The following is a 23741-nucleotide window of genomic DNA, read 5'->3' on the forward strand; positions in this document are numbered from 1 at the left end:
GCTATCGCGAGCAAGCTGGCTCCTACAGGGGGCAGGCGGAGGCTCAACTGGTTCCGGGGACGTTCGGCCAGAGGTCCGCCACCAGGAACAGGCGTTCGGCTTCTTCCCAATCTCCGGCGCGGTTTTCCGTCAGGCGCACCAGCAATTGCGCCGGAGCGTGCGGGTCGAGTTCCTCCAGCCAGGCTTGCAGCCGGGGGGCGCTCCAGGTTTGTTCCGCCGGGTAGGACGCTGGCGCCAGCCAGGCCTGGCGCGGCAAGGGTTGCCAGCGCCCGGGCGGGCTTTGATCGATAAAGGCCGGCCAGTCGCGCTGATGCAGCCAACGCCCGCGCAGGTGCTGCGGGTGGGCGCCGCGGGGCGGTTGCGTGGTGCCGGGCCAGGGGTAGAGCAGGTAGCCGCCGAGCCACAGGTGGGCGCTGAAGTCCTGGATATCCATGGCCGCCAGCACCTCCAGGCTGTCGGCCCGGGCGGAGATCGGCAGCTGGTGTTCGTTCAGGTGCGCCAGCTTGCGGTCCAGGCGGTCGTGGCAGCCGGGGCCCAGCCATAACGCGGTGTCTGCACCGTTGCCCGATTGCGGGCCGAGGTAGAGCTTGATCGCCAGTTCCAGGTGGTGAATGCCGTCGCGGTCGCGCAGCAGCATGTCCAGTTCGCCCAGGGTGTGGCCGGCGCGGCGGATCGGCAGGTTGGCCGCCAGCAGCTCGACACCGGGCGCGTGCTGTACGGCAAATTGCCACAGGCGTTCGTAGTAGAGCCCCAGGCGCTTGGTCGGCCCGAGGGCCAGCCAGCGGCGCAGGGCACGGCCGTCCTGGTCCAGCTGGCGCAGCCAGTGCGCCAGTAGCTGCGGCGCCTGCACCCAGTCGCTGCCGGCCAGTGGGTGGCGCTGCGGCCAGGGGGTCTCGTCGAGCATCGGCGGCGCGAGGATGACCCAGGCCAGGTCGCGCACTTCGGGGTGGCGCAACTGGCGGGGGAGGTCGAGCAAGCCGGGAAACAGGATCATTCTGCGAGCATAGCGCCTAACGTCGAGGCTGAAAGGATTTTGTCTATGGCCGGCTTTCGCCCATAATCTCTGCTTTGCCCGTCCCAGAACCCCTGCAGGAGCCCCATGGAGCAATTTCGCAATATCGGCATTATCGGTCGCCTGGGCAGTTCGCAGGTGCTGGACACAGTTCGCCGACTGAAAAAGTTTCTGCTCGCCCGCCACCTGCATGTGATCCTCGAAGACACCATCGCCGAAGTCCTGCCCGGCCACGGCCTGCAGACCTCCTCGCGCAAGCTGCTGGGCGAAGTCTGCGACATGGTGATCGTGGTCGGCGGCGACGGCAGCCTGCTGGGCGCGGCCCGTGCCCTGGCGCGCCACAACATTCCGGTGCTGGGGATCAACCGCGGCAGCCTGGGCTTCCTCACCGACATTCGTCCGGACGAGCTGGAGGTCAAGGTCGCCGAGGTCCTCGACGGCCACTACCTGGTGGAAAACCGCTTCCTGCTGCAGGCCGAAGTACGGCGCCACGCCGAAGCCATCGGCCAGGGCGATGCGCTCAACGATGTGGTACTGCACCCGGGCAAGTCGACGCGGATGATCGAGTTCGAGATCTACATCGACGGCCAGTTCGTCTGCAGCCAGAAGGCCGACGGCCTGATCGTCGCCACGCCGACTGGCTCCACCGCCTACGCCTTGTCCGCCGGCGGGCCGATCATGCATCCCAAGCTCGACGCCATTGTGATTGTGCCGATGTACCCCCATACCTTGTCGGGAAGGCCGATCGTGGTCGATGGCAACAGCGAGCTGAAAATCGTCGTGTCCAAGGATATGCAGATCTACCCGCAGGTTTCCTGCGACGGGCAGAACCATTTCACCTGTGCCCCCGGTGACACCATCACCGTCAGCAAGAAGGCGCAGAAACTGCGCCTGATCCACCCGCTGGACCACAACTATTACGAGGTCTGCCGGACCAAGCTCGGCTGGGGCAGTCGACTGGGTGGTGGAGGCGACTGATGCTCGATCCCGCGCGTAGCTACGACCTGATCGGTGACGTGCACGGTTGCGCCCTGACCCTTGAGCACCTGCTGGACAAGCTCGGTTATCGCAAGCAGGGCGGCGTCTGGCGGCATTCGTCGCGCATGGCGGTGTTCCTCGGCGACATCATCGACCGCGGCCCACGGATCCGCGAAGCCTTGCACATCGTCCACGACATGGTCGAGGCCGGCCAGGCGCTGTGCGTCATGGGTAACCATGAGTTCAACGCCCTGGGCTGGGTCACCCCGGCAGCGCCCGGCGGCGGCAGGCACTTCGTGCGCGAACACACGCCGCGCCATGCCCGCCTGATCAACGAGACCCTGGCGCAATTCGAGCATTACCCCAACGACTGGCACGATTTCCTTGCCTGGTTCTACAAGATGCCGCTGTTCGTCGACGCCGGGCGTTTTCGCGTGGTGCATGCCTGTTGGGACGCCGGCCTGATCGAGCCGCTGCGGGCGCAATACCCCGATGGCTGTATCGACGAGCACTTCCTCCAGGCCTCGGCGATCCCCGGCAGCTTCGCCAATAACGTGTTCGACCGCCTGCTGCGCGGCACCGACATGCGCCTGCCCCATGGCTTGACCATGACCAGCGGCGATGGCCTGACCCGTTCGTTCTTTCGCACCAAGTTCTGGGAAGACGACCCGCAGACCTACGGCGACATCGTGTTCCAGCCCGACGCGCTGCCCGAGCCGGTGGCCCGCACGCCGCTGTCCTCGGCGGAGAAAAACAACCTGCTGCGCTACGGCGTCGATGAGCCGTTGCTGTTCGTCGGTCATTACTGGCGCAGCGGCAAACCGGCGCCGATTCGCTCGAACCTGGCCTGCCTGGATTACAGCGCGGTGCTCTACGGCAAGCTGGTGGCTTACCGCCTGGACCAGGAAACCCGCCTGGACCCGGATAAATTCGTCTGGGTCTATGTCGAGCGGCCGGAGGAGTCCTTGCCATGAGTGCTGTTGCAGTATTGCGTCTGCCGTTGAATGTGGACCTGAGTGGCTTCGTCAAACTGCTGCAGCGCATGCAGGTGCCGCACCGGGTCAGCGAGGAAGCGGGGGAGCAGGTGCTCTGGGTGCCGGACGCCATCAGCGAGGATGTGCGTTCGTTGTACGAGCGTTTTCCGGCGGGCGACCCCGAGCAGCAACTGGACATCCCCGAGGCCGGCGCCGCCATGCGCCGCCCGGGGTTCGTCGAGCAATTGCGCCGTAGCCCGGCCACCGCGCTGATCCTGCTGCTGAGCCTGATCGTCGGAGCCCTGACCCTGCTCGGCGAAAACCTCGGCACCCTGCGCTGGCTGACCTTCCTGGAGTTTCGCGTGGTCGGCGACTACATCCAGTTCACGCCCCTGGCCGACAGCCTGGCGGCGGGGCAGTGGTGGCGCCTGGTCACGCCGATGCTGATCCACTTCGGCTTCCTGCACATCGCCATGAACGGCATGTGGTACTGGGAGCTGGGGCGGCGCATCGAACAGCGCCAGGGCAGCATCAACCTGCTGGGCCTGACGCTGCTGTTCAGCCTGGTGTCGAACTACGCGCAATACCTGTTCAGCGGGCCGAGCCTGTTCGGCGGCTTGTCCGGCGTGCTGTACGGCCTGCTCGGGCATTGCTGGATCTATCAGTTGCTGTCGCCCAACCCGGCCTATCGCCTGCCTCGCGGAGTCCTGGCGATGATGCTGGTGTGGTTGCTGATCTGTATGTCGGGGCTGATCTCGGTGATCGGCTTCGGTGAAATCGCCAACGCCGCCCACGTCGGCGGGTTGCTCGTCGGATGCCTCACAGGTTTGTTGGGCGGCTTGTACAGTCGCCGTAAACTGGCCCTCTAATGCTGGAGACCGCTTATGTCGTCGTTTGTTGAAATGATTGAAAACATCACCCCGGACATCTACCAGAGCCTGAAACTGGCGGTAGAGATCGGCAAATGGTCCGATGGCCGCAAGCTCACCGCCGAGCAGCGCGAGCTGTCCCTGCAGGCGATGATCGCCTGGGAAATGCAGAACCTGCCCGAAGAGCAGCGCACCGGCTACATGGGCCCGCAGGAGTGTGCGTCGAAGTCGATCGAAGTGCCGAACATCCTGTTCAAGTCGGATGCCATCCATTGATCGAGATCGGCCGTGGCTCCATCAGTAAAATGTCGGCGCGCCTGGACGGGGCGGATGTGCAGTATGCCTTTCGCCTTGGCGACACCGAGGTGCCGGTCAATCCATTGATCGGCAGCACCCTGCGCCTGGAATACCTGGGGGCGATCCACTGCACCCATTGCGGGCGCAAGACCAAGACCAGCTTCAGCCAGGGTTACTGCTACCCGTGCATGACCAAGCTGGCCCAGTGCGATATCTGCATCATGAGCCCGGAACGCTGCCACTACGACGCCGGCACCTGCCGCGAGCCGTCCTGGGGCGAGCGGTTCTGCATGACCGACCACGTGGTGTACCTGGCCAACTCGTCGGGGATCAAGGTCGGCATCACCCGCGCCACCCAGCTGCCGACCCGCTGGCTCGATCAGGGCGCCAGCCAGGCGCTGCCGATCATGCGCGTGGCGACCCGCCAGCAGTCCGGTTTCGTCGAGGACCTGTTCCGCACCCAGGTGGCCGACAAGACCAACTGGCGCGCGTTGCTCAAGGGCGACGCCGATGCGGTGGACCTGGCGCAAGTGCGCGACCAGCTGTTCGCTTCCTGCGCCGAGGGCCTGCGCGCCTTGCAGGAACGCTTCGGCCTGCAGGCGATCCAACCGGTCAGCGATGTCGAGCCGATCGAGATCCGCTACCCGGTCGAGCAGTACCCGGCCAAGATCGTCAGCTTCAACCTGGACAAGAACCCGATTGCCGAAGGCACGCTGCTGGGGATCAAGGGCCAATACCTGATCTTCGATACCGGCGTGATCAATATTCGTAAATACACGGCCTACCAGCTCGCCGTGCATCAGTAGAAGGATTCGCCGCATGCGCACCGAACAACCGAAGATGATTTACCTGAAGGACTATCAGGCGCCCGAGTACCTGATCGACGAAACGCACCTGACCTTCGAGTTGTTCGAGGACCACAGCCTGGTCCATGCGCAACTGGTGATGCGCCGTAACCCGGCGCATGGCGCCGGCCTGCCGCCGCTGGTGCTCGACGGCCAGCAGCTGGAGCTGCTGTCGGTGTCCCTGGGCGACCGCGAGCTGACAGCCGCGGATTACCAGCTGAGCGCCAACCACCTGACCCTGCAGCCGACCAGTGAATCCTTCACCGTCGACACCAGCGTCAAGATCCACCCGGAAAGCAACACCGCCCTGGAAGGCCTGTACAAGTCCGGCGGCATGTTCTGCACCCAGTGCGAGGCCGAGGGCTTTCGCAAGATCACCTACTACCTCGACCGCCCGGATGTGATGAGCAAGTTCACCACCACCGTGGTGGCCGAGCAGCACAGCTACCCGGTGCTGTTGTCCAACGGCAACCCGATCGCCAGCGGGCCGGGCGAAGACGGCCGGCACTGGGCGACCTGGGAAGACCCGTTCATGAAACCGGCCTACCTGTTCGCCCTGGTGGCGGGCGATTTGTGGTGCGTCGAGGACAGCTTCACCACCATGAACCAGCGCGAAGTCGCGCTGCGCATCTACGTCGAGCCGGAAAACATCGACAAGTGCCAGCACGCCATGACCAGCCTGAAGAAGTCCATGCGCTGGGACGAACAGACCTACGGCCGTGAGTACGACCTGGACATCTTCATGATCGTCGCGGTCAACGACTTCAACATGGGCGCCATGGAGAACAAGGGCCTCAACATCTTCAACTCCAGCGCCGTGCTAGCCCGCGCCGAAACCGCCACCGACGCCGCGCACCAGCGGGTCGAGGCGATCGTCGCCCACGAATACTTCCACAACTGGTCGGGCAACCGCGTGACCTGCCGCGACTGGTTCCAGCTGTCGCTCAAGGAAGGCTTCACGGTATTCCGCGATGCCGGCTTCTCCTCGGACATGAACTCGCGCACGGTCAAGCGCATCCAGGACGTGGCCTACCTGCGCACCCACCAGTTCGCCGAAGACGCCGGCCCCATGGCCCACGCCGTGCGCCCGGAAAGCTTTATCGAGATCTCCAACTTCTACACCCTGACCGTGTACGAGAAGGGTTCGGAAGTGGTCGGCATGATCCGCACCCTGGTGGGCGCCGAAGGCTTCCGCAAGGGCAGCGACCTGTACTTCGAACGCCACGACGGCCAGGCCGTGACCTGCGACGATTTCGTCAAGGCCATGGAGGACGCCAACGGCATCGACCTGGGCCAGTTCAAGCGCTGGTACAGCCAGGCCGGCACCCCACGCCTGGCGGTCAGCGAGGCCTATGACGCGAAGGCGAAGACCTACAGCCTGACCTTCCGCCAGAGCTGCCCGCAAACCCCGGACAAGGTGGAAAAACTGCCGTTCGTGATTCCGGTCGAGCTGGGCCTGCTGGACGCCAAGGGCGCGGCGATTGCCCTGCGCCTGGCTGGCGAAGCCGCCGCGCAAGGCACTTCGCGGGTGATCTCGGTGACCGAAGCCGAGCAGACCTTCACCTTCGTCGACATCGCCGAACAGCCACTGCCGTCCTTGCTGCGCGGTTTCTCGGCGCCGGTGAAGCTGAGCTTCCCGTACAACCGCGACCAGCTGATGTTCCTCATGCAGCACGACAGCGATGGTTTCAACCGTTGGGACGCCGGCCAGCAACTGGCGGTGCAGGTGCTGCAAGACCTGATTGCCCAGCATCAGCAGGGCCAGGCGCTGGTGCTGGACCAGCGTCTGGTCACCGCGCTGGCTACGCTGCTGGCCGATGACAGCCTGGACCAGGCCATGGTCGCGGAAATGCTTTCGCTGCCGGGCGAGGCCTACCTGACCGAGATCAGCGAAGTGGCGGATGTCGAGGCCATTCACGTGGCGCGCGAGTTCGCCCGCCAGCAATTGGCCGACCGCCTGTTCGATGCATTGTGGAAGCGTTACCAGGCCAATCGCGAGGTCTCCAAGGCCACCGCCTATGTGGCCGAGTCCGCGCACTTCGCTCGCCGCGCCCTGCAAAACATCGCGCTGTCGTACCTGATGCTCACCGAGAAACCGCAAGTGCTGGCGGCGGCCATCGAACAGTTCGACGCCGCCGACAACATGACCGAGCGCCTGACCGCGCTGGCGGTGCTGGTCAACTCGCCGTTCGAGGCCGAGAAGGCCAAGGCCCTGGCGGTGTTCGCCGAGCACTTCAAGGACAACGCCCTGGTCATGGACCAGTGGTTCAGCGTCCAGGCCGGCAGCACGCTGCCGGGCGGGCTGGAGCGGGTCAAGGCCTTGATGCAGCACCCGGCGTTCAACATCAAGAACCCGAACAAGGTACGCGCGCTGATCGGCGCCTTCGCCGGCCAGAACCTGATCAACTTCCACGCCGCGGACGGCTCCGGCTATCGCTTCCTGGCCGACCTGGTGATCCAGCTCAACGGCTTCAACCCGCAGATCGCTTCGCGGCAACTGGCGCCGCTGACCCGCTGGCGCAAATACGACGGCGCCCGCCAGGCGCTGATGAAAGGCGAGCTGGAACGCATCCGCGCTTCCGGCGAGTTGTCCAGCGATGTCTTTGAGGTCGTGAGCAAAAGCCTCGCCTGACGCCGGGCTTGGGCCTATGTAGGCTCGACAGCTGTAGCCGCTGCCGAGCCTGCGAGGCTGCGAAAAGCCCCGCAGGGGCTTGCCTGACGATCTCCCGTCCAGCCTCTTGCGTCCCTGCGGGCCGTTCGCAGCCTGCGGCAGCGGCTACAGGGTGGTGGTCAGGGCGCTGCTCAGGTCAGGGTGATAGTTCTGCGCGCCGATGGCGTGCAGGATGCCGACCCGCTCAAGCTTGGTGTGGACCTTGAGGTTGGCTTCGCACAGCTTCACCACGATCCCGCGTTTATGCAGCTGGCCAATCACTTCCTCCAGCATCTGCAAGCCCGTGATGTCCATGAAAGGCACGTGTCTCAGGCGAATGATCAGAACCCGCGGGTCGCTGTGGGTCTGGGCCAGCGCTCGTTCGAAAGTCTCCGCGGCACCAAAGAACAGCGGCCCCTCGATGGTGTAGATCAGCACGCCCGGTGGCAGATGCAACTGGCCGTTACCGTGCAGCTCGTGCTGCAGGTCCTGTTCCACCACCTGTTGCACCTCCACCGAGGAGGCCATGCGCCGCAGGAAATGCAGCATCGCCAGAATCACCCCGATATTCACCGCGATCACCAGGTCGCTGAACACCGTGAGGGTAAAGGTGGCCAGCAGAATCGCCACGTCCGCCCGGGGCGCCCGTTGCACCATGCGCTTGAAGTGGTGCAGCTCGCTCATGTTGTAGGCCACCACGAACAGGATCGCGGCCAGGGCGCACAGCGGGATATTGGCCGCCAGCGGCGCGAGAAACAGGATGATCAACACCAGGACCAGCGCGTGGACGATGCCCGCCAGCGGGCTGCTGCCGCCGTTGCGGATATTGGTCGCGGTGCGGGCAATGGCGCCGGTGGCGGCGAATCCGCCGAACAGCGGCGTGGCCAGGTTGGCGATGCCCTGGCCGATCAGTTCCTGGTTGGAGTCGTGGCGGGTGCCGGCCATGCCGTCGGCCACCACCGCCGAGAGCAGCGATTCGATGGCGCCGAGCATGGCGATGGCGAAGGCCGGGCCGATCAGGTCCAGCACCCGGGGCAGGCTGATTTCGGGCAGCTGCAGCGCCGGCAAGCCCTGGGGAATGCCGCCGAAGGCACTGCCGATGGTGGCCACGCCGTCGAACTGGAACAGTGACTGCAGGGCCGTGGCCAGGGTCATGGCGACCAGGGGCGCGGGCAGGCGTTTGAGTTGCACGACCCTGGGCACGCCCCACAACAGCGCCAGGCTGAGCAAGGCCAGCAGGGTGGTGGCCAGGTGCAGGTCGGGCAGGGCTTGCAGCAGGTGCCAGAGCTTCTGGTGAAAGTGCTCGCCGCCGACGGCGGGCAGGCCGAAGAAGTCCTTCCACTGGCTGACCCAGATGATCACCCCGATCCCGGCGGTAAAGCCGAGTATCACCGGGTCCGGGATGAACTTGATCAGGGCCCCCAGGCGGCTGATGCCCAGCAGGAACAGGATGATCCCGGCCATCATGGTCGCCAGTTGCAGGCCGTTGACCCCGTACTTGGCGGTGACCCCGGCCAGAATCACGATAAAGGCCCCGGTGGGCCCGGCGATCTGCAAGCGGCTGCCGCCGAACAGCGACACCAGCAGGCCGCCGACGATGGCGGTGTAAATCCCCTGTTCAGGCTTGACCCCGGAGGCGATGGCGAAGGCCATGGCCAACGGCAGCGCCACCACGCCGACAATCACCCCGGACACCAGGTTGCGGGCCCAGTGCGCGCGTCCCAGCAATCCGGCTTTCCACGCCTCGCGTATGGCAATCATGGCTCACTCCTGAAGTCCGGCTTGCAGACCACGCAGCTCAATCATAGCCAAAGCCAGGAGGCGCGGCCGCTGGCCTGAATCAGTCTTTGCGCGGCTATCGGCTGCAGATGCTTGGGGATCGAGGGGCGCAGTCCGCGGCGTTGGTGTTCCAGCCTCAGCTACGCTTCGTACGTTGCCTCAGTATCGACTGAGCAGTCAGGTTCCAGGCGGGGTACGGTGGTTAACAAAAGATAACGTGGCGTCGATTGTCAGACGTTTCTAAAGCCCGATAGGATAGGTCAGCTTCCGAAGGGGCTCTAGATTGCAGGTTTCAGGACGGTGTCCTGGATCCCATGCCCCGAACGGCGCCCTGTAAAGGTTGAACGACCTAACAATAATAAATGGGGGAAAGGTCTATGAGTGAGCCTGTCATGGGTGTGAGTTCCTGCCGCCCGCCGGCCTTGCGCAGATTTGCGTTGCTGGCTACAGCGCTCTCGCTGTTGGGGGTCGCCCTGTTGCCGGCCCCGGTCCAGGCCGCTGCTTCCGCGGCGGACACTGTCTATTCCACCGAATCGGCCAAGGCCAGCAAGGGCCTGATGCTCGATGTCGTGCATGCAGGTTCGCGCCTGGTCGCCGTTGGCGATCGCGGGCACATTCTCTATTCCGACGACCAGGGCCAGACCTGGACCCAGGCCAAGGTACCGACCCGGCAACTGCTGACCGCAGTGTATTTCGTCGACGCCAAGCACGGCTGGGCCGTCGGCCACGATGCCCAGGTGCTCGCCAGCGAAGACGGCGGCCTGACCTGGACCAAGCAATTCGAAGACCTCAAGCGCGAAGCGCCGCTGCTGGACCTGTGGTTCCAGGACACCAGCAACGGTTTTGCCGTGGGTGCCTACGGCGCGCTGCTGGCCACCACCGACGGCGGCAAGCACTGGGAAGACGCCAGCGACCGCCTGGACAACGAAGACCAATACCACCTCAACGCCATCGCCGCGGTGAAGGATTCCGGCCTGTTCATCGTCGGCGAGCAGGGCAGCATGTTCCGCTCCGCCGATTGGGGGCAGACCTGGGAACGCCTCGAAGGCCCTTATGAAGGTTCGTTCTTCGGCGTGATCGGCACCGCCCAGCCCGCCACGCTGCTGGCTTACGGCCTGCGCGGCAACCTCTATCGTTCCACCGATTTCGGCAGCACCTGGGAACAGGTCGAGCTCAAGGCGGCTCGCGGCAGCCTGGAGTTCGGCCTGTCCGGCGCCACGCTGCTGGACGACGGCTCGCTGGTGATCGTCGGCAACGGCGGCAGCGTGGTGCGCAGCACCGACAACGGCGTGACCTTCAGCGTCTACAACCGTCCGGACCGGATCTCCCTGGCAGCGGTGACGGCGGCCGGCAATGGCAACCTGATTCTGGCGGGGCAGGGCGGTGTGCGCTCGACCTCGGCGAATGGCGCCGATCTCGGAAAATAATCAGGGCAAGCAAGCCGGGCCAATAATAAGAAGGCGGGAACACTTCCATGAGCAGTCATCAAACCGACAAGGCGACGTTTCTCGAGCGTCTGATTTTCAACAACCGCCCGGCAGTGATCGTCATCTGCCTGCTGGTCAGCGTTTTCCTGTTCTGGCAGGCCACGCTGATCAAGCCGTCCACCAGCTTCGAAAAAATGATCCCGCTCGAGCATCCTTTCATCGAGAAAATGATGGAGCATCGCAACGACCTGGCGAACCTGGGCAACACCGTGCGTATCTCGGTGGAAGCCAAGGACGGCGACATCTTTACCAAGGAGTACATGGAGACGCTGCGGCAGATCCACGACGAGGTGTTCTACATCTCCGGCGTCGACCGCTCGGGCCTCAAGTCGCTGTGGAGCCCCAGCGTGCGCTGGACCGAAGTGACGGAGGAGGGCTTCGCCGGCGGCGAAGTGATCCCGCAGAGCTACAACGGCTCGGCCGACAGCCTCGACCTGCTGCGCAACAACGTGCTCAAGTCGGGCCAGGTCGGGCGCCTGGTGGCCAACGACTTCAAGTCGAGCATCGTCGACATCCCGCTGCTGGAGTCCTACCCGGACCCAGAGGACCAGGGCAAGTTGCTGGCCCTGGACTACCAGAAGTTCTCCCACGAGCTTGAGGAAAAGATCCGCGACAAGTTCGAGGCGCAGAACCCCAATGTGAAGATTCATATCGTCGGTTTCGCCAAGAAGGTCGGCGACCTGATCGACGGCCTGATCATGGTGGTGATGTTCTTCGGCGTCGCCTTCCTGATCACCCTGGTGCTGCTGTACTGGTTCACCTGGTGCATCCGCAGCACCATCGCCGTGCTCATCACCACCCTGGTGGCGGTGGTCTGGCAGCTGGGCCTGATGCACGCCGTGGGCTTTGGCCTCGACCCTTATTCGATGCTGGTGCCGTTCCTGATCTTCGCCATCGGTATTTCCCACGGCGTGCAGAAAATCAATGGTATCGCCCTGCAATCCAGCGGTGCCGACAACGCCCTGACCGCGGCCCGGCGCACCTTCCGCCAGCTGTTCCTGCCGGGGATGATCGCGATCCTCGCCGACGCCGTGGGCTTCATCACCCTGTTGATCATCGACATCGGGGTGATTCGCGAACTGGCCATCGGCGCGTCCATCGGCGTGGCGGTGATCGTGTTCACCAACCTGATCCTGCTGCCGGTGGCGATTTCCTATGTCGGCATCAGCAAGCGCGCGATCGAGCGCAGCAAGAAGGACGCCACCCGCGAGCATCCGTTCTGGCGCCTGCTGTCGAATTTCGCCAGCCCGAAAGTCGCCCCGGTATCGATCTTCCTGGCCCTGCTGGCCTTCGGTGGTGGCCTCTGGTACAGCCAGAACCTGAAGATCGGCGACCTCGACCAGGGCGCGCCGGAGCTGCGTCCGGACTCGCGCTACAACAAGGACAACAACTTCATTATCAACAACTACTCCACCAGTTCCGACGTGCTGGTGGTGATGGTCAAGACCGCCTCCGAAGGCTGCTCGCGCTACGAAGCCATGGCGCCGATCGACGAGCTGATGTGGAAGATGCAGAACACCGAGGGCGTGCAGTCGGCGATTTCCCTGGTGACCGTGTCCAAGCAAATGATCAAGGGCATGAACGAGGGCAACCTGAAATGGGAAACCCTGTCGCGCAACCCGGATGTGCTGAACAACTCCATCGCCCGGGCCGACGGCCTGTACAACAACAACTGCTCGCTGGCGCCGGTGCTGATATTCCTCAACGACCACAAGGCCGAGACCCTCGACCGCGCGGTGCATGCGGTGCAGGAGTTCGCCAAGGAGCACAACAAGGAGGGCCTGGAGTTCCTGCTGGCGGCGGGTAACGCCGGGATCGAGGCGGCCACCAACGAAGTGATCAAGCGCTCGGAACTGACCATCCTGGTGCTGGTGTACATCTGCGTGGCGGTGATGTGCATGATTACCTTCCGCTCGTGGGCGGCAACCCTGTGCATCGTCTTGCCGCTGGTGCTGACTTCGGTGCTGGGCAACGCGCTGATGGCGTTCATGGGCATCGGCGTGAAGGTCGCGACCTTGCCGGTGGTGGCGCTCGGGGTGGGGATCGGCGTGGACTACGGGATCTACATCTACAGCCGCCTGGAAAGCTTCCTGCGTGCCGGCCTGCCGTTGCAGGAGGCCTACTACCAGACCCTGAAATCCACCGGCAAGGCGGTGCTGTTCACCGGCCTGTGCCTGGCCATCGGCGTGGCTACCTGGATCTTCTCGGCCATCAAGTTCCAGGCCGACATGGGCCTGATGCTGACCTTCATGCTCCTGTGGAACATGTTCGGCGCGCTGTGGCTGCTGCCGGCGCTGGCGCGGTTCCTGATCAAGCCGGAGAAACTGGCGGGGCAGAAGGGTAACTCGCTGTTCGCCCACTAAGCTTCGAGGCATCAACCAAAACCGCGACCCAGGTCGCGGTTTTTTATTGCCCGCCAAGGCTCATCGGTCCCTGTAGCCGCTGCCGAGCCCGCGAGGCTACGATCGACTGGCACGGTCGCGGCGGTCTTCCGGGCCCAGGAGGGCCTTCGGCCCTGGCGCAGCCTGCGGCAGCGGCTACAGGGGGCAGTAGATGGCGAACTTTGCAATGCCACTACAGCCGCGCCGCGCCGGACCCGCTATCATGGCCGCTTTCCATTGCTGACTGACGACCATGACTGCCGCTACAGACACTTTGCTGACTGCCCTCCAAGCCTGCGACATGCTGGAAATCGACGGGCTGCATGCCTTCGACTTCACCCTTGACGACCAACAGCTGCTGATCGAATGCATGGACGGCCGCGCGGCCAAGCGCTGGAGTTTCAGCCTGGTCCAGGTCACCGCCGCGACCTTCGACGATACCCTGCAGAGCTGGACCATCGTCGGCGATTGCGGTGAGCACCGCCTGGTGTGCATGAGTGCTTTCAGTGCCCGTAACGATGAGGAGGATGAACATGAGGATGCGTAACTTCTGGCCACTGCTGATGGCTGGCAGTGTCGGCGCCATGGCCGTGCAGGCCGCGCCGGTCGAGACTCAGGAACTGCTGGTCGGTTCCTACACCCAGGGCCAGAGCGAAGGCATCTACCGCCTCAAGTTCGACGGCCGCACCGGCAAGATCGAGGCCAAGCCGCTGCAGGTGGTCAAGAGCGCCAACCCGTCCTGGCTGACCCTGTCCAAAGACCAGAAACAGCTGTTCGTGGTCAACGAGAACGGGCCAGGACAAGCCGACCCGATCGGCCGGGTCAGCAGCTTCGGCATCGAAGCCAAGGGCCACAAGCTGAGCCCGATCAACCAGGTGCAGAGCCTGGGCAACGAGCCGACGCATTCGAGCCTGAGCGGCGATGGCCGCTACCTGTTCGTCAGCAACTATTCGGTGGTCGAAGATCCGGGCGGCAGCCTCGCGGTAGTGCCGGTCAGCGCCGATGGCAAGCTGTCGCCGGTGGTCCAGCTCAGCAGCCACCCAGGCAGCCGGGTCAACCCCGAGCGCCAGGTGGCGGCCCACGTGCATTCGGTGGTGTCGTCGCCGGACGGCCAGTTCGTGTTCGCCAGCGACCTGGGCGCGGACAAGATCTTCGTCTACCGCTACGACCCCAAGGCCAACGCCGAGCGCCCCCTGACCGCGGCCGAGCCGGCGTTCGTCGAGCTGCCGCCGGGCAGCGGTCCACGGCACCTGCTGTTCAGCGCCGATGGCAAGCACGCCTACCTGACCCTGGAAATGAGCGCCCAGGTGGTGATGTTCGATTACCAGGACGGCAAGCTGAGCCAGAAGCAGATCCTCGACTTGACCAGCGGCGGCAAGGACAAGAAGGCAGCGGGCGCGCTGCATGCCTCGAAAGACGGCAAGTACCTGTACGTGAGCAACCGCGGCACGGCCAATCAGTTGCTGGTGTTCGCCATCGACGAAGCCACCGGCCAGCTCAAGGAGATCCAGCGCCGTTCGGTGGAGGGCGATCACCCTCGTGAGTTCAGCCTCGATCCGAGCAACAAGTACGTGCTGATCGGCAACCAGAAGAGCAACGAAATCGTGGTGATCGAGCGCGACGCCAAGACCGGTTTCCTCGGCAAGACCGTGCAGAAACTGCCGTTCGATTCACCCAGCGATATCAAGTTCCTGGTGCGTCAATAAGCCACAGGCCCCGGTTGACGGGGCCTGAGCCTTTCTATTAATGACGCTGATATCTGCTACTGCTGGAAAAGATTTCAACCCGCCAACCCTCGGGCGTAGTTTTGCTTCACGGCCCGGCGCATCAAGGCTTCCGGGCAAACAAGCCGACTGCATACGAGGGTTACCCAATGAACTTCAATCTCTTCTCCGTGATCGCCGCTTCCGCCATCTCCGCTACCGTGGCCCTGCCAGCCAGCGCCAACGTGGAAATCAGCGAGAAAAAATCCGCGACCAACACCTACACCCAGAAATACCTGCAACAGAGCGCCAACTTCTACGCCGCCCTGGATCACAAGATCCAACACTGAAATTCCCCGCAATGCCCAGGTATGCAGGAGCGAAGTCACTGGCTTCCCTGGATGGACTCGTTCATCCAGCGGACAGGCAGTGATGTCGCTCCTGCATCACCTGTATGCGACGTTTTCCCTCATGCCAGGCAAATTAGCTTGGTAATGTCATATCGCCATATGTTTAAATTTGACGCTAATTAATTGACTCCTCCTTTCCAAGGATCGACAGCATGGCGATGCGTCTGGCAGTGGTTCTTCTGTTCCTCTATTCCACCCCGATTCTCTCGGCTGCCCAGCCCGTCGAAGGCGAGCCGGAAACCTCCCGCGAGCGCATGTTGACCCTGCTTGAGGATTGATTGGCCGCGGACTCACGATCAATCCAACTGATGGTGACTATGCACCGAGGTTGTTTCTGCGACGGGCGCTTTTAACGGATTCTGTGGGCACGCAAACATGCCCACGGAGACCACCATGGCCCACTCGATCCTCACCTCTGCCAAGCGCGGCGCCTATGTCGCCATTGGCCTGTACCTGGCCATGGTCCTCCTGGTCAGCCTCTCGGCCCAGACCCCGTCGGCAGTGCAGCCGCCGATCCAAGTCGCTTACCCGGCCATCCAGTTCGAGCACCGCGCGCAAGCCGCCGAACACCCTGCGGATGCGGGAGTGGCGCTGCTATGAAAGGACGCAGGTTCTGGGTCATTGCCGTCCTGGCGTTCATGACCAATGGCGCGTCCTTGCTGGGGATAGGGCAGGGCTCGGCGGGCTCGCTGGCCCGGGCCATCGAATGCAATCACAACATCGCCCACAACATCGAAACCGCCAAGGCCCTGGGCCTGCTGGCCGGCAACCCGCCAGCCAAACCCAAGGCCGCGTTCTTCGGTCCGTTCAGCGTCGATTGCTCGGCGTTGCAGATGTGCAGTGTGCTGGCCTGAATGCAACTCTCGAAACAACACAATCTTCTGTAGGAGCGAAGCTTGCTCGCGATAGCCGCGCAGCGGCGATGTATCCGTCATATCGCGTTATCGTTGTGGTTTTTTTCGCGAGCAAGCTTCGCTCCTACAAAAGAAGGGAGGGCAAGTTCAGGCCTTGGCCATGACCTCGACAAACAGCTTCGACTCCAGGAACCGCTGCAACCAGCGCTGCAAATGCCGGTAAGGCGTCTGCGCGAACCATTCGCGATCGACATGGGCGAACTGCCGCACGAACGGCGCCAGGGCCATGTCCGCCAGGCTCGGGTGATCCGCCAGCAGGTAATCGTGCTGGCTCAACAGTTCATCCAACTGCCGTAGAAATACTTCTCCCTGGCCGCGGTAATGCTCCATCGGCTGCTCGGGATAACGCTCGGCGTATTTGTAGCGATTGAGGTGCAGCTTGAACACCTGGTCGTTTTCCGCGATCAGCGCGTCGATCCGGTGCTGTGCCGGCCCATCGTCCTTCAGTAACCAATCCTGCGGATCGTGCTGGGCCAGGGCCCAGCGCATGATGTCCAGGCTTTCGTCGATCACCCGCCCGTCAACGCTGAGCACCGGCACCGTGCCCTTGGGCGACAGCGCCAGCATCGCCGCCGGCTTGGCCTTGAGGTTGACCTCGACTATCTCCAGCGGCACCCCGCTGTAGCGCAGCGCGAGGCGCGCCCGCATGGCGTAGGGGCAGCGGCGGAACGAATACAACGTATTCATTTCACCTCCAGGGTACTCAGGCCGTTGCCTTGGCGCCGTACCTGGATCTGCACCGGAATCCGCTCGTGCATTTCCTGCACGTGGGAAATCACCGCCACCTTGCGCCCCTGGGCCTGCAAGCCGTCGAGGGCGTCCATCGCCAGTTGCAGGGATTCCGGATCGAGGCTGCCGAAGCCTTCGTCGATAAACAGCGATTCGATCTTCAGCGTGCTGGAAGCCATGGACGCCAGGCCCAGGGCCAGCGCCAGGGACACCAGGAAGGTCTCGCCGCCGGACAGCGAATGCACCGAGCGCAGTTCATCGCCCATTTCCGTGTCCATCACCAGCAGGCCGAGCATGCTGCCGCCGCGCTTGAGGCGATAGCGCCGCACCAGTTGGCGCAGTTGCGCGTTGGCGTGATGCACCAGCAGATCGAGGTTGTAGGCCTGGGCGATCTTGCGGAAGGTGTCGCCGCTGGCCGAACCGATCAAGGCATTGAGCCGCGCCCAGCGCTGCCATTCGCTGTAGGCCTGGGCGATCTGCTCGCCCAGCGCCTGGTTGGCGTCTTGCCGACGCTGGTCCTCGGTCTGCTGGGCGCGCAGTTCGGCGCTCAGCTGTTCGCTTGCGGCCAGCTGGTTGTGCAGCTCGCCCAGGGCGCCGGCCAGTTGTTCGGCGTCGAGCTGGCCGTCGTGCTGGGCCTGATGGCTGTGCAGGCGCTGCTCGCGTTCGGTGACCAGGACCTTGGCTTGTTCCACCGCCTTTTCGCGCTCTTGCAGCTGCTGGCGCAGCGCGGCGACCTGCTGGTCGTCGAGGCTGAGCAATTGCTCCAGCGCGCCGTCGTCCAGCTCCGGGTGCTGCTGGCGCCAGTCGGCGATCTTGCTGCCCAGTTCCTGCTGCTCGGCCTCCAGGGCCAGTAGGCGTTCCTCCTTGCCTTGCAGTTCCGCGCCCAGCTGCACCAGCAGGCGGTGGACCTCCTGCAACTGCTGGTTGGCCAGCACCTCGGCGGCGCGCGCCTGTTCCACGGCCTGTTCCAGATGCTGCTGCCACTGCTCGGCACTGGCGTGTTCGCCCAGCAGTTGCACGAGCTTGTTGCGGGCCGCCTGCTGCTGTTCGGCCAGGGTATTGAATTGCTCCTGGGCGGCTTGCAGTTGCTGCACGCGGGTCTGCTGGCGGTCCTGTTCCTTGTCCAGGGTCAGCTGGCGCTGTTGCTGCTCTTGCGCTTCTTCCTTCTGCTGGTCGAGCTGTTCCAGGCGCTGCATGACCTGCTGGTCGATCTGCATGAACGTTGCGGCCGGGTCGTTGCGCAGGGCTTCGAGGGTATCGGCCGGCAGCAGGGTGGCGAAGGCCGACAGCTCTTCCTCCAGGCGCTGGCGGTCCGCGCCCAACTGCTGTTGCTGTTGGGTCAGGTGGTGCGTGGCCTCGTGGCTGGCTTCGATCGCTGCCTGCAGTTGCTGTTGCAGGCGCCCGGCGTCCTTTTGCAGTTTCAGCAGGGCGCCTTGGCGCTGTTCGTCCTGCTGGATGCTCTGGTTCAACTGGCTCAGTTGCTGGTTCAGCCAGGCATCGCGCTTGCCGGCATCCTGGTCGAGCAGCGCCGCCGACAACGGATGGGCTTCGATACTTGGCGCCAGGGCCTGCTGCTGGCTTGCCAGGTGCTCCTGTTGCTGGAGGAATTCCTTCTGCTGGGCGATCAGGCCGCCGACCTGGCTGCGCAGCTCGGCGAGTTTTTCCTTGAGTTCATCCACCGCCTTGCGCGCGTTGGCTTCTTCGCTTTCGTCGTGGCGCCCCAGGCTCTGCAGCAGTGCCTCGGGCTGATGGTAGGGATGCTCGTGGCTGCCGCAGACCGGGCAGGGCTGATCGTCCTGCAACTGTTCGCGCAGCTCTTCGACACTGGTACTGCGTGCCAGGCGCTGGCGTTCCAGCAGTTGCTGGGTCACCGTCAGGGTCTGTTCGGCGACTGTCAGTTCGGCCTTGCTCTGCAGGCCGATCCGGTTCAGCTCTTCGCGCTGGCGCGCCGCGGCCTGCTGCTTGTCCGCCAGTTCCGCGCCGCGTTTGTCCAGTTCCTGTTGACTGGCCCACAGCCGCGCCAGTTCTTCGAAGGCGCGCTGTTGCTTGCGGTTGTCCTGCAGCAGGTCGCTGAGGATCTGCAACTGTTCGGCCACCGCGTGGGGCTCGGCGCCGGCTTCGCTGTACAGCACTTGCAGTTCATCGCGTTGCGCGGCCAGTTGCTGCGCGGCGCTGGCGGCCCGTTGTTGCAGGCCGGGCAGTTCTTCCTGGCCCTTGTTCAGCCGGTTGCCGGCCAGCATCAACTGTTGCAGGCGATCGCGGTAGGCGTTCCAGGCATCGCTCAGCGGCGCCAGGTGGGTGCTGTGTTCCAGCTGCTCGGCAATCCGCTGCAAGCGTTCGCCCACCAGGCGCTGCTGTTCGAGCATGGCCTGGATCGCCTGCTGGCCTTGTTCGCTGGCCTGTTGCAGCTTGTCCTTGAGTTCGCCGGCTTCACCGCAGGTCTTGCCCAGGTGGGCGAGGGTGCTTTGCTCGGCAAAGGCCTCGCGCAGCAGCGGCGCGCTGGTGTTTTGCTGTTCCTGGGCGCCGAGCAACGCGGCCTGGACGCTGGCCAGTTGCTGCTCCAGTTCGCTTTGGCGTTGTTGCTCCGCGCCTTGTTGCTGACGCTGTTGCTGGATCTGTTCGCGCAGCGGCATCAGTTGCTGGTTCAGTTCCACCTGCCGGGCGAACTGATGGCGTTGCGGCGCCAACTGCTCCAGGCGGGTCAGCCGGGTCCGCTCGCTGGCCAGGCCTTCCCAGGCCATTTGCGCCTGTTGCAGTTGCTCGGCGGCGCTCTGCTGCTGGTCTTGCAGCTGCTGCAATTCCTTGAGCCAGCCGTGTTGCAGCTCCAGCTGCTTGAGCTGCGCCTGCTGGGCCTTGAGCTGCTGCTGGGCGGCATCGAAGCGCTGGTCCAGTTCGGCGCGGGCCTCGGGCTCCAGCGGGGTGATGCCGCTGGCCTGGGCCTTGAGGGTCTTGTGCTGTTCCTCGGCGTCCTTGCTCTTGCTGTAGGCGCGCCGCCCGAGCTGGCTGTAGATCGAGGTGTTGGTGAGCTTTTCCAGCAGCTCGCTGCGTTCCTTGTCGTCGGCCTTGAGAAAGGCGCTGAACTCGCTCTGGGCCAGCATCACCGCACGGGTGAACTGCTCGAAGTTGAGCCCCAGCTTGGCTTCGATCAGTTGTTCATAGTCGCGCTTCTGGCTGGCCAGCAGTTGATTGCTGTCCAGGTCGTGCAGGCTCTGCTTGCTGGCCTGCAGCTTGCCGTTGGCCTTGTCCCGGGCACGGTTGGTTTCCCAGTGGGCGCGGTAGCGATGGCCGTCGATGCCGACGAAGTCGACCTCGGCGTAGCCGCTGCCGGTGCCACGGCGCAACAGGGTGCGCGGGTCGCTGGTGAGCATTTCGCTGTCGACCTCCGGCACCTTGGTTTCGCGGCCGATATTGTTCAGCCGCGGCACCGCGCCGAACAGCGCCAGGCACAGGGCGTCGAGCAGGGTGCTCTTGCCGGCGCCGGTGGGCCCGGTAATGGCGAACAGCCCGGCGCTGGCCAGGGGCTCGGCGGTGAAGTCGATTTCAAAGGGGCCGGCCAGGGAGGCCAGGTTCTTCAGGCGGATGGCAAGAATCTTCATGGCTGCTCCTCCTCGTGCTGCACTTCCTGGAGCAGTTGCGCGAAGTCCTTGAGGGTCTGTTCGTCCACCTCGCTGCCGTAGCTGTCCAGCCAGGCGCGGCTGAACAGGTCTTGCGGGCTGAGCTGGTCCAGCTCCACCAGTTGCGCGGCGCCGTCGTCGCCCTCGCGGCCGCCATGGCCGGCGTATTCGGCGGCAATCCGCACCAGGCGCACGGCCTTGCCCTGCAGGGCGCTTTCCACTTGCTGGCGCAGGTCCGGCTGCGGCTCGTCCAGGCGCACCCGCACTTCCAGCCAGGGCTGGCGCTGTTCTTCGGCCAGCAGGTCGATGTCCGGCAGTTCCGCCAGTTGCAGCAGGATCTCCGCCAGCGGCGCCGGGCCCAGGCGTTGCAGGTTGACCGCCCGCGGGATCAACCGCGGCTCGACGCTGACCAGGATCTCGCCGTCGAGCTGGATATCGAGGATCTGGTGCTGGTAGCTGATCTCGGAGAACGACAGCGGGATCGGCGAACCGCTGTAGCGGATACGCTCCTCGCCATTGACCTTCTGCGGCTTGTGCAGATGCCCCAGGGCCACGTAGCTGATGCTCGGGCCGAACAGGCTGGCGGGCAGGGCCTCGGCGTTGCCGATGATCAGGCTGCGCTCGGAGTCCTCCGACACCGAGCCACCGGCCATGTGCGCGTGGCTGATGGCGATCAGCGCCTGGCCCGGCTGGCGCTTGGCATTGGCCGCGGCGATCAGCCATTCATGCACCTGGCCGATGCCTCGCAGGTAATCGTCGCCCAGGTGCGGCCCCGTGACTTCCGCCGGCCGCAGGAACGGCAGCGCCAGGCACCAGCCGGCAATCGCACCGCTGGCATCGGGCAACGGCAGCAACAGACGCTCGCTGTCCAACTGCCCATCATCCAGCCACAGCACCCGGCCCAAAGCGTGGGTGCGCAGACGCCGCATCAAAGGCGCCGGCAACTCGATGCGCGAACCCGAGTCATGGTTGCCGGCAATCATCACAATGGTCAGGCCGGGCTGCTGTTCATGGGCGCTGACAATAAAGTCGTACAGCCGCTCCTGGGCTTTGACCGGTGGATTGACCGTGTCGAAAATATCGCCAGCAATCAGCAGCACATCAGGGCTGTGCAGCGCCAGCTGACGCAACAGCCATTCAAGAAAGCAGGCATGCTCGAAATCGCGCTCCTGGCCATGGAGGTTCTGCCCCAGGTGCCAGTCGGAGGTGTGAAACAGACGCAAGGCAAACTCCGCAAACAATCAGGTGAGCCGCAGGGAAGAGGAGAGCGGCGTGAGGGGGGAGAGTTTACTGCAAATCGGCTGGGGGGCCTGGTTGGATGGCGAATAGTGGTGCCGTTTAGCGGCAGCCAAAAGTTGACGCTCGGCAAGATAGCTCTTGAGTCATGGGGCGACGCTTGCGCTGCTTGGCCGCCAATTTACTTTAGGTTTAAAGTCAACTTTAAGGTCAATGGTTTTTCGGGTGGGAATATGAGAATTGGCGAACTGGCGAAAATCAGCGGATTGGCGCCTTCACGCATCCGCTTCTACGAAGCGAGCGGCCTGATCAAATCCGTCGAGCGCAAAGCCAACGGGTATCGGGACTACGCACCTGACACCGAGTGGGTCCTGGAGATCATCACCGGGGCACAGGCGGCAGGTTTTTCGCTGGAGGAGATCCGCCAGTTACTGCCGATGAATGCCAACGGATGGCGGCATGAAGAGTTGCTCAGTGGGCTCAAGCGCAAGGTCGAGGAAATCGAAATCCTCCAGCAACGGCTGGCCCAGAATAAAGCCCAACTACTGCTTGTGATCGAGGGTGTCGAGAGTAAGCCCGAGGGCGTGGGCTGTGTGGAGAACACGCAGTTGTTATTGCATCGTCTGCGCGAAGAGGGGGTGGCGCCCGCTTCAGGCCGCCGTAATGGTGCGTCTTCCAAGTAACACGCAACCTGTCAGGCTGATAAGGGGTAAAAAGCCATGCCCCTTTGATCAGTGCATGCCAACCAGGGTAACCAGTGGTTTTGGCGCGTAGAGCGCGCTTTGGAACGCTGGCACATATTCGTACTTCAGCATTTTCCCAAATTGAGCTTCTTCGCGGTGAAGGACACGTCCACCTGGCCGGTCTGGCTGTCGGTAATGTCATAGACCACCGAGGTAACCTCTTCTTTTCGGTCAATGCCCGTCAGCCATTTCGGCAGGTTATAACCGACAACGCCGCGAACCCTGGCAAGCTCGGCACTGAACTTTAAGGTCAAGTGCCGTGAGCTGGCTTTTTCGTTGGCTTTCAGCGTGCCGTTTGCAATGGCTCAGCGAGTTTTATTGCCCGCCGAGAGCAAGGCCATCACGGCTTCAGCCACGGCCCTGGGCGACTGAGGGTTCTGCCCCGTCACCAGGCGTCCATCGGTGATGGCAAATGGGGTGAATGGCAACCAGGCCTTGCGGTAACGCGCACCCTGGCCGACCAGCCTGTCCTCGAGGAAGAAGGGAACCTGGTTCTTCATGCCCGAAAGCAGCTCTTCGCGATTTGAGAAACCGGTGATGTTTCTGTTCTTGATAAGTGCCTGGCCTTGCTCATCCTTGAGATCCACCAATCCCGCCACGCCATGGCAGACGGCTGAGACGATGCCGCCCTGGTTGTAGATCTTTTCGGCAACACGACGCAGGTCCGGGTTTTCGGGGAAGTCCCACATGACGCCGTGGCCCCCCGTGAAATAGATGACGCTGAACCGGGAGGGATCGATGTCGGCGATCGGTATCGTGTTGTTCAGGCGAGCGCGAAACGCCGGTGACTGCAAATGCTCACGGGCGGCCTTGTCCATATAGAGCCAACCGAGGCTGCGCTCGTCCAGCGGAACCGCTCCGCCCTTGGGGCTGGCAAAAACTGTCGTATAACCGGCGGCCTCGACAACATCCGTGAAATGCGTCAGCTCGGTCAACCACAGCCCCGTGGTGTCGGTGCGTGAGGGATAGCTGGCGTGGTTGGTCATGATCACCAGTATCTGGCGATCCTTCGGCATTGCAGTGGAAGGGTTGGTTTCAGCATTTGCAAAAGTCATGAATACACCGCCTATCAATACCAACGCACAAGAAACAAGGGTCTTCAACATCATCCGGGCTCCGA

Annotated in this window: 21 protein-coding genes and 1 pseudogene; 15 read left to right on the forward strand and 7 right to left on the reverse strand. The window is 63.7% G+C overall.

What is annotated here, in order from left to right; all coding sequences use genetic code 11:
* Positions 1-43: 43 nt before the first annotated feature.
* Positions 44-994 carry a DUF1853 family protein gene (locus AC07Y9_RS09920; RefSeq protein WP_085531083.1) on the reverse strand — a complete coding sequence of 317 codons (951 nt, stop codon included), beginning with the start codon at positions 992-994 and terminating at the stop codon, positions 44-46.
* A gap of 105 nt (positions 995-1099) precedes the next feature.
* Between AC07Y9_RS09920 and AC07Y9_RS09925 the strand changes: the two genes are divergently transcribed.
* From AC07Y9_RS09925 to pepN, 6 genes are read left to right on the forward strand one after another with little or no spacing between them, the layout of a single operon-like run.
* On the forward strand, positions 1100-1990 hold the full coding sequence (locus AC07Y9_RS09925; protein ID WP_007920913.1) for an NAD(+) kinase: 891 nt from the start codon (positions 1100-1102) through the stop codon (positions 1988-1990).
* Positions 1987-2964: a metallophosphoesterase gene (locus tag AC07Y9_RS09930; protein WP_371858195.1), complete on the forward strand. Its 978-nt coding sequence runs from the start codon at positions 1987-1989 to the stop codon at positions 2962-2964. Before AC07Y9_RS09925 ends, AC07Y9_RS09930 begins: the two co-directional genes overlap by 4 nt.
* Positions 2961-3833 carry a rhomboid family intramembrane serine protease gene (locus AC07Y9_RS09935; RefSeq protein ID WP_062825704.1) on the forward strand — a complete coding sequence of 291 codons (873 nt, stop codon included), beginning with the start codon at positions 2961-2963 and terminating at the stop codon, positions 3831-3833. Before AC07Y9_RS09930 ends, AC07Y9_RS09935 begins: the two co-directional genes overlap by 4 nt.
* 15 nt (positions 3834-3848) lie before the next feature.
* Positions 3849-4109 carry a YeaC family protein gene (locus tag AC07Y9_RS09940; protein WP_007920905.1) on the forward strand — a complete coding sequence of 87 codons (261 nt, stop codon included), beginning with the start codon at positions 3849-3851 and terminating at the stop codon, positions 4107-4109.
* Positions 4106-4936: a DUF2797 domain-containing protein gene (locus AC07Y9_RS09945; RefSeq protein WP_102679357.1), complete on the forward strand. Its 831-nt coding sequence runs from the start codon at positions 4106-4108 to the stop codon at positions 4934-4936. Before AC07Y9_RS09940 ends, AC07Y9_RS09945 begins: the two co-directional genes overlap by 4 nt.
* Before the next feature lie 13 nt (positions 4937-4949).
* Positions 4950-7607: an aminopeptidase N gene (pepN, locus tag AC07Y9_RS09950; protein ID WP_102679356.1), complete on the forward strand. Its 2658-nt coding sequence runs from the start codon at positions 4950-4952 to the stop codon at positions 7605-7607.
* Positions 7608-7751: 144 nt separating this feature from the next.
* Here pepN and AC07Y9_RS09955 read toward each other — a convergent pair whose 3' ends face one another.
* The gene (locus AC07Y9_RS09955; protein ID WP_102679355.1) at positions 7752-9386 is read right to left on the reverse strand and encodes a SulP family inorganic anion transporter; all 1635 of its coding nucleotides are present in this window, start codon (positions 9384-9386) and stop codon (positions 7752-7754) included.
* A gap of 395 nt (positions 9387-9781) precedes the next feature.
* Between AC07Y9_RS09955 and AC07Y9_RS09960 the strand changes: the two genes are divergently transcribed.
* The 8 genes from AC07Y9_RS09960 to AC07Y9_RS09995 all read left to right on the forward strand — a co-directional run bounded on the left by AC07Y9_RS09960 (position 9782) and on the right by AC07Y9_RS09995 (position 16239).
* Positions 9782-10831 carry a WD40/YVTN/BNR-like repeat-containing protein gene (locus tag AC07Y9_RS09960; RefSeq protein ID WP_102679354.1) on the forward strand — a complete coding sequence of 350 codons (1050 nt, stop codon included), beginning with the start codon at positions 9782-9784 and terminating at the stop codon, positions 10829-10831.
* 47 nt (positions 10832-10878) lie between these two features.
* Positions 10879-13254, forward strand: coding sequence for an efflux RND transporter permease subunit (locus AC07Y9_RS09965; RefSeq protein WP_009043611.1), 2376 nt, complete (start codon positions 10879-10881; stop codon positions 13252-13254).
* Between the two features lie 271 nt (positions 13255-13525).
* The gene (locus AC07Y9_RS09970; RefSeq protein ID WP_102679353.1) at positions 13526-13819 is read left to right on the forward strand and encodes a DUF5629 family protein; all 294 of its coding nucleotides are present in this window, start codon (positions 13526-13528) and stop codon (positions 13817-13819) included.
* Complete coding sequence (locus AC07Y9_RS09975; RefSeq protein WP_102679352.1) at positions 13806-14978, forward strand: lactonase family protein; 1173 nt, start codon at positions 13806-13808, stop codon at positions 14976-14978. The genes AC07Y9_RS09970 and AC07Y9_RS09975 overlap by 14 nt, the downstream gene beginning before the upstream one ends.
* Before the next feature lie 167 nt (positions 14979-15145).
* A complete protein-coding gene (locus AC07Y9_RS09980; RefSeq protein ID WP_007923220.1) occupies positions 15146-15325 on the forward strand; it encodes a hypothetical protein in 180 nt (59 codons plus the stop codon).
* A 212-nt stretch (positions 15326-15537) separates the two neighbouring features.
* Positions 15538-15663: a hypothetical protein gene (locus tag AC07Y9_RS09985; protein WP_007923222.1), complete on the forward strand. Its 126-nt coding sequence runs from the start codon at positions 15538-15540 to the stop codon at positions 15661-15663.
* A gap of 115 nt (positions 15664-15778) precedes the next feature.
* Positions 15779-15985 (forward strand): hypothetical protein, encoded by a 207-nt coding sequence (locus AC07Y9_RS09990; RefSeq protein WP_007923224.1) that lies wholly within the window; start codon positions 15779-15781, stop codon positions 15983-15985.
* On the forward strand, positions 15982-16239 hold the full coding sequence (locus AC07Y9_RS09995; protein WP_009043616.1) for a hypothetical protein: 258 nt from the start codon (positions 15982-15984) through the stop codon (positions 16237-16239). The genes AC07Y9_RS09990 and AC07Y9_RS09995 overlap by 4 nt, the downstream gene beginning before the upstream one ends.
* 147 nt (positions 16240-16386) lie before the next feature.
* Here AC07Y9_RS09995 and AC07Y9_RS10000 read toward each other — a convergent pair whose 3' ends face one another.
* From AC07Y9_RS10000 to AC07Y9_RS10010, 3 genes are read right to left on the reverse strand one after another with little or no spacing between them, the layout of a single operon-like run.
* Positions 16387-16986, reverse strand: a complete 600-nt coding sequence (locus AC07Y9_RS10000; RefSeq protein WP_102679351.1) for a glutathione S-transferase — start codon at positions 16984-16986, stop codon at positions 16387-16389.
* Complete coding sequence (locus AC07Y9_RS10005) at positions 16983-20624, reverse strand: AAA family ATPase (RefSeq protein ID WP_102679350.1); 3642 nt, start codon at positions 20622-20624, stop codon at positions 16983-16985. The genes AC07Y9_RS10000 and AC07Y9_RS10005 overlap by 4 nt, the downstream gene beginning before the upstream one ends.
* Positions 20621-21865, reverse strand: a complete 1245-nt coding sequence (locus AC07Y9_RS10010; protein ID WP_102679349.1) for an exonuclease SbcCD subunit D C-terminal domain-containing protein — start codon at positions 21863-21865, stop codon at positions 20621-20623. Before AC07Y9_RS10010 ends, AC07Y9_RS10005 begins: the two co-directional genes overlap by 4 nt.
* A 246-nt stretch (positions 21866-22111) precedes the next feature.
* Here AC07Y9_RS10010 and AC07Y9_RS10015 point away from each other — a divergent pair, with 246 nt between their 5' ends.
* A complete protein-coding gene (locus tag AC07Y9_RS10015; RefSeq protein ID WP_102679421.1) occupies positions 22112-22561 on the forward strand; it encodes a MerR family transcriptional regulator in 450 nt (149 codons plus the stop codon).
* A gap of 48 nt (positions 22562-22609) precedes the next feature.
* Here AC07Y9_RS10015 and AC07Y9_RS10020 read toward each other — a convergent pair.
* Positions 22610-22875, reverse strand: a pseudogene (locus AC07Y9_RS10020) (acetoacetate decarboxylase (ADC)); the annotation flags it as partial.
* 51 nt (positions 22876-22926) lie between these two features.
* On the reverse strand, positions 22927-23730 hold the full coding sequence (locus AC07Y9_RS10025) for a type 1 glutamine amidotransferase domain-containing protein (RefSeq protein ID WP_101339426.1): 804 nt from the start codon (positions 23728-23730) through the stop codon (positions 22927-22929).
* Positions 23731-23741 lie beyond the last annotated feature (11 nt).

The organism is Pseudomonas sp. GW456-L12 (assembly GCF_059424045.1).

Bases quoted from the DNA above. Each gene is read 5' to 3' on its own strand.
- AC07Y9_RS09935 (WP_062825704.1), top strand. From the start codon at position 2,961: ATGAGTGCTGTTGCAGTATTGCGTCTGCCGTTGAATGTGGACCTGAGT.
- AC07Y9_RS09955 (WP_102679355.1), bottom strand. From the start codon at position 9,386: ATGATTGCCATACGCGAGGCGTGGAAAGCCGGATTGCTGGGACGCGCG.
- AC07Y9_RS10000 (WP_102679351.1), bottom strand. From the start codon at position 16,986: ATGAATACGTTGTATTCGTTCCGCCGCTGCCCCTACGCCATGCGGGCG.
- AC07Y9_RS10025 (WP_101339426.1), bottom strand. From the start codon at position 23,730: ATGATGTTGAAGACCCTTGTTTCTTGTGCGTTGGTATTGATAGGCGGT.
- AC07Y9_RS09960 (WP_102679354.1), top strand. From the start codon at position 9,782: ATGAGTGAGCCTGTCATGGGTGTGAGTTCCTGCCGCCCGCCGGCCTTG.
- AC07Y9_RS09925 (WP_007920913.1), top strand. From the start codon at position 1,100: ATGGAGCAATTTCGCAATATCGGCATTATCGGTCGCCTGGGCAGTTCG.
- AC07Y9_RS10015 (WP_102679421.1), top strand. From the start codon at position 22,112: ATGAGAATTGGCGAACTGGCGAAAATCAGCGGATTGGCGCCTTCACGC.
- pepN (WP_102679356.1), top strand. From the start codon at position 4,950: ATGCGCACCGAACAACCGAAGATGATTTACCTGAAGGACTATCAGGCG.
- AC07Y9_RS09975 (WP_102679352.1), top strand. From the start codon at position 13,806: ATGAGGATGCGTAACTTCTGGCCACTGCTGATGGCTGGCAGTGTCGGC.
- AC07Y9_RS09995 (WP_009043616.1), top strand. From the start codon at position 15,982: ATGAAAGGACGCAGGTTCTGGGTCATTGCCGTCCTGGCGTTCATGACC.
- AC07Y9_RS09990 (WP_007923224.1), top strand. From the start codon at position 15,779: ATGGCCCACTCGATCCTCACCTCTGCCAAGCGCGGCGCCTATGTCGCC.
- AC07Y9_RS09970 (WP_102679353.1), top strand. From the start codon at position 13,526: ATGACTGCCGCTACAGACACTTTGCTGACTGCCCTCCAAGCCTGCGAC.
- AC07Y9_RS10005 (WP_102679350.1), bottom strand. From the start codon at position 20,624: ATGAAGATTCTTGCCATCCGCCTGAAGAACCTGGCCTCCCTGGCCGGC.
- AC07Y9_RS09940 (WP_007920905.1), top strand. From the start codon at position 3,849: ATGTCGTCGTTTGTTGAAATGATTGAAAACATCACCCCGGACATCTAC.
- AC07Y9_RS09920 (WP_085531083.1), bottom strand. From the start codon at position 994: ATGATCCTGTTTCCCGGCTTGCTCGACCTCCCCCGCCAGTTGCGCCAC.
- AC07Y9_RS09980 (WP_007923220.1), top strand. From the start codon at position 15,146: ATGAACTTCAATCTCTTCTCCGTGATCGCCGCTTCCGCCATCTCCGCT.
- AC07Y9_RS09985 (WP_007923222.1), top strand. From the start codon at position 15,538: ATGGCGATGCGTCTGGCAGTGGTTCTTCTGTTCCTCTATTCCACCCCG.
- AC07Y9_RS09965 (WP_009043611.1), top strand. From the start codon at position 10,879: ATGAGCAGTCATCAAACCGACAAGGCGACGTTTCTCGAGCGTCTGATT.